Here is a 9,093-nt window from a genome sequence, read left to right as displayed (position 1 = left end):
TTGGTCGCGTTGTTTAGGGATCGAGTGGATTCGCCGTCATACGTTGAGCCGTCGAGGCGCTTTGACATGTGGCTGGCCGCCAGGACTCTGGTTTACGACTGGTCAGGCCTTGAGCGCGGGTTTTCTTCTTTCGGGCTGGATTGGGGGATGAGTCCAACCGAGGTTTCCGAGTCGTGCCTGGGCGAACGGCCCTTGGAACTGGAGGATTCCGCCTGGATCGACGTTGTGGCTTACGGGCTGCCCTGGGCGGTTGAACTGAGTTTCACGGAGGACGGGCTTGGCGCGATCTCCATGGCGCACTTCCGCCAACTCAGCCAGAGGCCGTCTTTGAAGCGCCATCCGAGTTTGGACCGGGCGCTGCTGGAGTTGCCCGCGCGCGGCCTCTTCGAACACCTAAGGGCCATTCTCAGGCGCGTCTACGGAGCGCCGTCCGAATCCACCAATGACGCGGCCACCGCCTACTGCGCGTGGGAAGCGCGCAGCACGTCGACGGCATTAGAACTCCCGCCAGAGGACTCCGCGGCGGACCTGTACCTCTGGCTCACGCCGGCCATCGCCACAGCCGACTCTGAAAAAGCACCCGGGGCGGTCGGCGGAAATGGGGACGGTACCTATTTCCCGCGGAAATAGGTACCGTCCCCATTTCCCATTTGCTCAGAGACACCAGGCTTCTACCAGGTGCTCCGGGGTCCACGACTGGGCCAAAGGGATGCCTGGCTCGACGCCTGTTCGCGACACCGCCACCAAGGGCGTGGCGTCAGTGAAGCCGGGCACTGCGGTCGCGTCGCGCGCCAGGGCCGCGAAGTCACGCCCACCGAACGGGCGGTCCTCGCGCCACTTGATCGAGCCCACGAAGCCGATCGATCCGGCCACGGGCTTCTGATCGGCCCCGATCAGGTCAATCTCTGGGTTGTTCCGGCGGTTCCACCAACCACCCACCGCGGTCACCTGAGGCCAAGAATCATCCGGCAGCAAGCGCTCCAGCGACGCTCGCACCAGCGGCTCGACCGCGCGACCCCGCCAAGCCGGCCACTTCGCCTCCACTCGGGACAAAGCCAGATCAGGCCGTCCCCGCTCAGCCAAACTGACCGCGTCCTGGCCAAATGCCAGCCAAAACCGCAAGTAGGGATCGGACACGGAATACCGGCGGTCCCGCCCGCCCTGCTTCATGGACAGGGGTGTGGAACTCGCGATGACCCGCTTGTCCTCCAGGGTCTTGAGGACAGGGCTCAAGCTCCCCGAGGCCACGGCTCCGCTCACGCCCGCACTTTGCGCAATGTGGCTAAAGGTGCGCGCCCCGTCGCCCACAGCCGCCAACACAGACCGAGCCAGTGACGGCGACGGGAACTCCCCCAGCACGGTCAACTGCCCTGCGGCCAACAGCGGCGACAGCGGGTTGGCCACGGATTCGGCCACGAACTCCCGCCAGGTGGCCCCCTTTGGCCATGAGGCCACGATCTCGGGGAACCCGCCCGTCGTGATCCAGCCGTCGATCGCCTCAGCCGCGCCCAAGCCTGTCATCTCGGCAACGTCCGCCACCGTCAGCGGTTCCACCGTCATGACTGCCTCCCTGCCGAAGAAGGCGTGGTCATAGGCTTGCAGCGAGGACATGACTGAAATGTCGCTGCCGACCAACAACAAGAGCACCGGTTTGGCCGACAAGTGCCTGTCCCACACGGTCTGCAGAGCCCCTTCGAAATCCGGGCTCTGCGCGATCAGCCAAGGGACTTCATCCAGAACCACCAACGAGGGCCTGTCTGCGGGCAATGCCATGGCCAAGAGCCGCAAGGCCTGGTTCCAGTCGCCAGCGGGAAGATCTGCGACATCCCCGGATCCGGGCCATCCCGCAGACCCGGCTGCTGCGACCAATTCGGCCCGTTCGGCCGCCGCCGCGCGCCCCTTGGTGGCCTGGAAGTACAGGCTTGGCCCGGAGATCCGCCGCGCGAATTCCTCGGCCAGCCGCGACTTCCCAACCCGCCGACGCCCGGTCATGATGATTGCCCGGCCGGCTGCCCCACCTGCGGCGACGCCTTGCCACTCCCGTTCCAGCACGGCCAGGTCCGGAGCTCTGCCCCGAAACGCCATTGGCCCGCCCTCCACTTGATTGCACCGATCTTAGTAAGATCGCATCTTACATAGATGCAATCTACCTTATCTCGGGGCTGCCGTACGTTTCTCGGCGGGTCCACCGCGACTCGGTCTACACCACGGTTTGGCTGTCGGCCGAAAAACGGGGACGGTACCTGTTTCCGGCCTGCCGGAAACAGGTACCGTCCCCGTTTTTCCCGTTTTCTCAGTTTGCCAGCGTCCGATGCCGTCTGGCACGGGCCGCGTTCGCCAGCGCGGCGCCCAGCGCCAATAGGAACGCAGTTGCCGCAGCCAGGCCGCCGGCGCCGCCAGAGCCCGTGATCGGCAGACTCGGCGGCGCGGAAGCCGATGGAACCGCCACGGGAGCCGAAGCGCTCGGAGATGGAGCCAGGGGCGGCGTTCCTGTGGGCGTCTGCGTTGGCGCCGCGTGCGACGTCGGCGTCGGCGTTGGCGTTGGAGCCGGGGTCGAACTAGGCGTCGGTGTTGGCCCCGCGGGCGTCGAACTCGGCATGGGTGTTGGACTCGAAGTCGGAGATGGTGTCGAACCCGGCGTGCTCGGCGTGGGCGTTGGACTGGGCGTCGCGGTTGGAGTCGGTGTGGGCTCCGGTTCTTGGGCGGGTTCGTATTCGACCACCTCGACCACGTCAACCGGCAACACCGTCGTGGAACCGACCGGGCCGGTGCCCGCCACCACATCCCGGTCCGGGGTGTGCCCCTCGACCTGTGGAGTCGCGACCGCCGGGTAACCCTCAGACGACCAGTAGACCGTCACACCCGTCACATCGTCCGCGTCCACAAACCACAGGACCTCCTGGACCACCGGCTGCGGGGTGCCGTTCCCCGCGCCCGTGTACTCAACCGTCCGGGTCACAACCAGGGTTGAAACCGTGTGGTGGTGGGCCAAATGAACCGTGATGGTCTGCGCCTGGGAGTCGTCGTCGTCAAAAGCGGCCACGCCCTCCATCGCGGAGAACATGTACCCTTCCGGCACGCCGGCGCGCGCCTCCGCCTCGGTGAAGCCGACCGGCGACAAGCGGGCGCCCACCAGCAGCGTCCTGGTCCCCGGAACGGGCGCCACCTGGCCGCCGCCCAGGTCGTCATCCACGTACACAACCGACACCGACTGCTCCGAACCGGCCAAGTACACCACCGACACCACCGAGTCGGCCGGCCGCGCCAGCGTCGAGGCGACCGGCGCCGTGGCGGGCACCGCCCTGGGTTCCGCGTGGAACCCAGGCACCACCGGGGACACGACCTCCGGGTAGCCGCCCGGCGTGGAATACGTGGTCACCCCGGTCACATCGTCGGTCGCCACAAACCACAACAAGTCCTGGACAACCGGCGCCGGAGTCGACGCGCCCGCGCCCAAGTACTCGACCGTGCGGGTCGCGACCAAAGACGACTGGGTGCGGTGGTGCGCCAAATGCACCGTGATCACCTGAGCCGCCTGGTCGTCATCGTCGAACGTGGCGACGTTGTCCAGCGAGACAAACACAAACCCCGAAGGAACCCCCGCCCGCGCCTCGGCCTCGGTGAACCCAACCGCGGTCAACCGAGGGCCGACCAGCACCGTCCGCGCACCGGCCGCCGGGACCACGGGCGCCCCCGCCGCCTCGTCGTCCACATACACAACCGACACGGTCTGAGTCCCCGGCGCCACAACCACGGTCGTGTCCAAAGTCGAGTTGTTCGCGGGCGACAGATCCGCCCCATTCGAACCATCGTCAACCACCTGAGCCGCCGCTGAAACCACGTCGCCAGCCAGCGCGCCGGCCGAAGGCGACCAACCCACGGTGAAAGAGGCGGTCTGGCCTGCCGCCAGGCCAAACGCCGGCCACGCGATCCGCGAGCCACCGCCGGCCAGCGGAGTCACAACGCCAGAACCAGAAACCGAACCCAAACTGACCGGGCCGTCAACATCCAACGTCAACTCAACTCCGATCGCGCCCACCAGTCCGTCATTCGACACCACCACGGTGTGAGTCCCGGAGCCATCCTGCGCCACCTGATTCAGACCGTCCTCCACCGTCACCGACAAGTCCGGGCGATCAGCGACTGACGCCACACACTGTGTTGTCAAAGCGCTCAGCACGGGTTGGGGATTTCGGACGAAATCGGTGAAGTCGAACACCGCCCCACCGGAACCGATCGCCATGTCCCGGTACTCCTGGTTGCCAGCGCTAGCCGCCGTCGGCACGATCGAGAACAGTGTCGCGTCGTTGTCCGCCAAAGCCTGCGTGGCATCCGCCACCGTGTAGGCGGACCATTGGGTGTGCTCATCCGCCACCAGGACCAGGCAGCTCGCGGCCTCCGGGCGCAGGCCAGTCCTGGAGTCAAAAGCCGAGACGATCGCGTCTGGGCCCAGTTCGCCGTTCCCATTTGTGTCAAGCAGTCCGACCGCCTTGCGGATCCATGGCAGGGAATCGGTCGCAGCAGACAGAATGCGCGGGCCTGAGCCCTCGTAATTCAAAGGCATGACCCCAATCTGGTAATCCAACGCGATGCCCAACCGGCCAGCGATGAAATCGATGTTCTCCCGCACGCTGCTGATAGCGCCGGCCATGGAACCCGAATCGTCAACCAGAAACACAACATCGCCCTGTGGGCGCCCGATCATTGACAGGTCATTGCTGTCCGAACCTGCGGCAAAAGGCATTCCGGGCACGGCTACGACCGAGGCGGTCACCGGGGTCCAGGCAACACGGGGAACCCGCGCCTCGGCCACTCCGTGCGCGTCGGTCGTCACCGAAACCACAGTCGATCCGACCGCAATCTCCACCTGGGCGCCGGCCGCCTCGGCCCAGGTTTCCCACACCCACACTTTCACCCGCACGACAACCGAATCCGCAGTGGCCGTGCCCGCCACCGGATACACGTTCACGTAGTGGCTGTCTTTCACCACGACAGTGGTCGACTCGCTACGCTGACCGCCGTCCTTGTCGATCACGGTGACGGTCGCAGTGTACGTTCCGGGCGCATACATGTGTCGCTGCCAGGTCGCCGACTCGGCGCACAGGCCACGCTCGGTGGCCCCGTCGCCGTAGTCCCACTCGCAAACCAGCGTGGCCCCGTCCGCCGCGACGTCGTAAACGCTCGGCGCGGGCCTCCACAGCTGCGTCGCGTAAATCTCGTGGTCCTGCGCGATCCAAAGATCGGGCGGCCAGTTCGCCACCGTCAGAGCCGTTGTCACCGGCACAATCGGCAAGCCGTACACGTCCGTGCCCGTCACCGTCACCTGATAGACCCCGTTGTCGGGGAACGTGTGCATGGGGCTGTACAACGGCACCGCAGGTGACCATGACGAAGCGTCCGCGCTGGTGGGGGCCGACCCGTCTCCCCAGTCGATCTCCACCGAGGACAATTCCGCCCGGTTGATCCCAAAGACAGGGGCGAAACGCTCGTCCGGTTCTGCGGGCCATGCCACGGCGGGGTTCACGGACTGCCCTCGCACCACTTGGGACCGGGTGGCGGTGGCTGTCCCGCCGTCGGCGTCCGTCACGGTCAAGGAGACCTGATAGGTGCCCGTGGAAGCATATTTGTGGGTTGGGTTCTGCTCCGTTGACGTGGTGCCGTCGCCGAAATCCCAGGCCCAACCCGTCACAGCCGCCGCACCGCTCGAGGCGTCGGCGAACGCGACCTCCGCCCCGCCCACCTGTCCGGTCAGGACCTCGATTCGCCGAAGTGTGATCACGGAGGCGCCGGCCTGGGCCTGGGGAACGTCCAGGCGCAGGTAGCGACCGTTGACCCCGTGCGGAGCCGCCCAGGTCCGGGTCGCGTTGCCGGTGCCGAACGACCCGCCCGCAAACGGCGTGAACGGACCTTGCGGGTTGTCACCAACCGACAGCTCCACGCTGTCCGGCAGATAGTTCCCGCTGGAGTGCGGGGTGACCCGGACTTCGGCGATTTCCCAATCGGCGCCCAAATCAATGGTTATCCACTGGTTCGTGGTTTGGTTCTGACCGGTCGACCAGGACCAGGCGTAATAGGAGTTGATCGCGTTGCTCGCGGCGGAATTCTGGGATGTCCCGTAGACACTCGACACCGCCGCGATCGATCCGCCCGCACGGTCCCACGCCACGTCAACCAGCCCGGTCGACGCCTCCGACCGGAACCCCGCAGTCAGCCCGGGCGCGCCCTGCGCGGCCGGGGTCCACGCCTCCCACACGACCCATTCGGTCACGCCGTTGGTGTCGGTCAGCTCCGCCTCGACGTATTGGATCGGCTTCGCGGAGCTGCCGGTCACCTCCACGCGGTTGCCGGTGCCGGCCGCTTGGCCGCCCACGTACCAGGTCACCGTGACGGGCAGGCCGGCCGTGTGGCCGGGTGTGATTTCGAAGGCCGCCACCGCGCCCTGGTCAACTTCCACCGCCGTCCCGACCGCCGGATTGGCGGATACGACTGTCGGGTGGCTGGCCGGGTACGCGGCCGCCACCAGGTGGTACGCGACCGTCTGGCGCCCGGACGCGTCCGTCGCCAACGCCCCGACCGCGTTTGGCCCCAGGTGGGTCAGCGCCGCCGATGCCGTCGCCCCCGTCCCGTCGTCAAAGTCCCCGTCCGCGTCCGTGTCCCACGCCACCGTGTTACCCGAACCCGTCGATGCCGTCACCGTCACCGAAGACCCGACCTCCCCCGCCGCCGACCCGCTGAGGGCCACCGCCGGGTACCCGCTCAAACTCGCGCTCGCCATGGCCGTCTCCAGCTGGGAGACGATCCCGTCGAACAGGGTCGCCACCTCCTCAAGAGCCGGAGCCAATGTGGCCGCGGCGGCCGAGGCTTGCGCGTCGAGGTCCGCCAAGGACACGTAAGGGGCGGCCAGAACCTCTTCGTCGATGACCGCCTGCACAAAGACCTGGCGGTCGGCCTCGTTCAAACCGTAGCCCTCCAAGACCGCAACCTCGGCGGCGGTGAGCGAACCGCCGCCCTTCAACCGCTGGTGGATCTCCGCCAGGCCGGCGGCGGTGGTCGGATTCAGCAACCCATTCGGCAAGGGCTCCAGCGCCAACAGTTTCTGGCGCGCATCCGCCTGGGCCTCCAGCCCGGCGGCGGCCTGGCGCGCGTAGGCTGACGCCGCCTTGGCCTGTGCCACCGCCGCCGCGGGGTCCCGTGCTTCCTGGGCGCCTTGGTACTTCTCCAAAGCGTGTAAGAACGCCTCTGCCGCCAGACCTTCGGCCCAGACCGCGTGGAGCAGTTCTTGGGCGGCTCTTCGCGATTCGGTGCCCTCACCCGACCCGAGGTCTGGTGCCTGCCCCAAAACCACCGGCTCGGCGTAGGCGGAGTCCGGCGGATCCGCCGCGATTCCTCGGTACACCCTGGAATGGAAGATCCCTACGGCTTCGGCGGTCTCCCTGAAGCTCGGCGGCCCAGGCACTTGGTCCATCCCTTGGCTGATCAGGTCTTCGCAATCGGCCACCAGGTCACCGATCAGGTCGTCTACGCAGACAAGGCTGTCGAACAGGGGCTCTAACACTTGCCGTGGACTGCTGGACGGGGCCACCTTGCCAAACAGCAGCCAGAAGTAGTCCCAGCCAAAGGATGACATGGTGTCGTCATAGCGGTCGGCCTCTTTGGCCGCCTCCGCTTTGATCTTCTTGATGGCCAGTTCGCTGGCGACTGAAGGCGGGTTCAACGGATCCACCCCCGTGACCTCAAACGCGCGGCGAAGGATCGTGTCGCCGTCGTTGAAATCCTCGTCCAGGCAGACGTCCTCAATGATGTCGTAAACGCCGGGCCTGATTTTCCCGGCGGGCTCGGTGTAGCCAATCGTCTCGTACGCGAACCCGCGCCCCATCAACGTCGCGGTGATCAGGTTAGGCGTGCCGGATGGGTCCTTCTTCTTAATGTTGTCGCCTGGCGAAACGGTGCCGGTGGGGACCACATAGATGTCAGAAACCCTTATGATCCCGTCGCAGCCCTCGCTGAGCTGGCCGGAGAGGATCACGATCTCCTCGTTCGGGCCGAACGTTTTCTTCCTCAGCAGGAACGTGGTCGCCAACGCCGAACTGTCCTGCGCGGGCAGCAGGACTGCGGCTAGACCGAGCGTCGCCGCGACCACGACCGCGCCGCCGCGCAGGAGCCACCGCGCCAACGGGCCCTGCCCGCGCCCTGCGTGATTCCTGCCGGATTTGCGAATTGGGGACAAAGTGGAAAAGCGCATAATCGTGGCACCTTCAAATGGTCGTGGGCTGGGGCGGCACCGCTGATGGAATCACCGAACCGCCCCGGCCCGTTGGCTAAGCCGTCTTAGTCATCCGAGGCTTGGCTCCCTGTGTCGCTTGGCCCGCCCAAAGCGCACCAACACGGCGCCCAGCCCCAGCAGCAACACCGCCGCGGCAACCAGCCCGCCCGCTCCCGCAGAACCGGTGATCGGCAAAGCCGGCGGCGAGGCGGACGGCACGGGACCCGGCGCCGAACCGCTTGGAGACGGCGTTGGCGTTGGTGTTGGGGTTGGGGTGGGTGTTGGTTCGGGTTCTGGTTCGGGTTCGTACTCGACCACCTCGACCGTGTCCGTCGGCGGCACGGTCGTGGACCCGACCGGGCCGGTCCCCTCGACCAGGTCCCGGTCCGGGACGTGACCCTCGACGCCAGGAGTCGGCACCTCCGGATAACCCTCAGACGACCAATACACGCTCACACCAGTCACGTCGTCCGTGTCCACAAACCACAACACCTCCTGAGCCACCGGCACGGGAGTCCCCTCGCCAGCCCCCGTGTACTGAACCGTCCGCACCACCGTGATAGTCGACACCGTGTGATGGTGAACCAAATGCACCACGATCACCTGATCCCGCGAATCGTCGTCGTCAAAGAACCCCACATTCTCCAACGAGCTGAACACGTAACCCTCCGGCACACCGGCCAAAGCGTCCCCCTCCCCGAACCCGACCGGCGACAACCGGGCGCCCGTCAACACCGCGGGCGTCCCCGGAACCGGGGACACCACCGCCCCGGCGGCGTCGTCATCCACAAACACCACCGACACCACCTGCGCCGAACCCGGCACATACA

Annotated in this window: 4 protein-coding genes; 1 reads left to right on the top strand and 3 read right to left on the bottom strand. The window is 66.7% G+C overall.

Features of this window, described 5'->3' with window-relative positions:
* Window positions 1-630 (top strand): hypothetical protein (locus LBC97_00185; GenBank protein MDR2564480.1); only part of this gene is annotated, 630 nt, incomplete at its 5' end.
* A 24-nt stretch (window positions 631-654) separates the two neighbouring features.
* Here the strand turns inward: LBC97_00185 and LBC97_00180 are convergent.
* The 3 genes from LBC97_00180 to LBC97_00170 form a co-directional block, all read right to left on the bottom strand.
* Window positions 655-2,085 (bottom strand): hypothetical protein, encoded by a 1,431-nt coding sequence (locus LBC97_00180; GenBank protein MDR2564479.1) that lies wholly within the window; start codon window positions 2,083-2,085, stop codon window positions 655-657.
* Between the two features lie 208 nt (window positions 2,086-2,293).
* Window positions 2,294-8,242 carry a PKD domain-containing protein gene (locus LBC97_00175; GenBank protein ID MDR2564478.1) on the bottom strand — a complete coding sequence of 1,983 codons (5,949 nt, stop codon included), beginning with the start codon at window positions 8,240-8,242 and terminating at the stop codon, window positions 2,294-2,296.
* A gap of 90 nt (window positions 8,243-8,332) precedes the next feature.
* A partial coding sequence (locus tag LBC97_00170) for a hypothetical protein (GenBank protein ID MDR2564477.1) occupies window positions 8,333-9,093 on the bottom strand: 761 nt, incomplete at its 5' end.

This window comes from Bifidobacteriaceae bacterium (assembly GCA_031281585.1).
Classification (GTDB): Bacteria; Actinomycetota; Actinomycetes; order Actinomycetales; family WQXJ01; genus JAIRTF01.
This window is presented reverse-complemented; position numbering and strand designations above follow the sequence as displayed.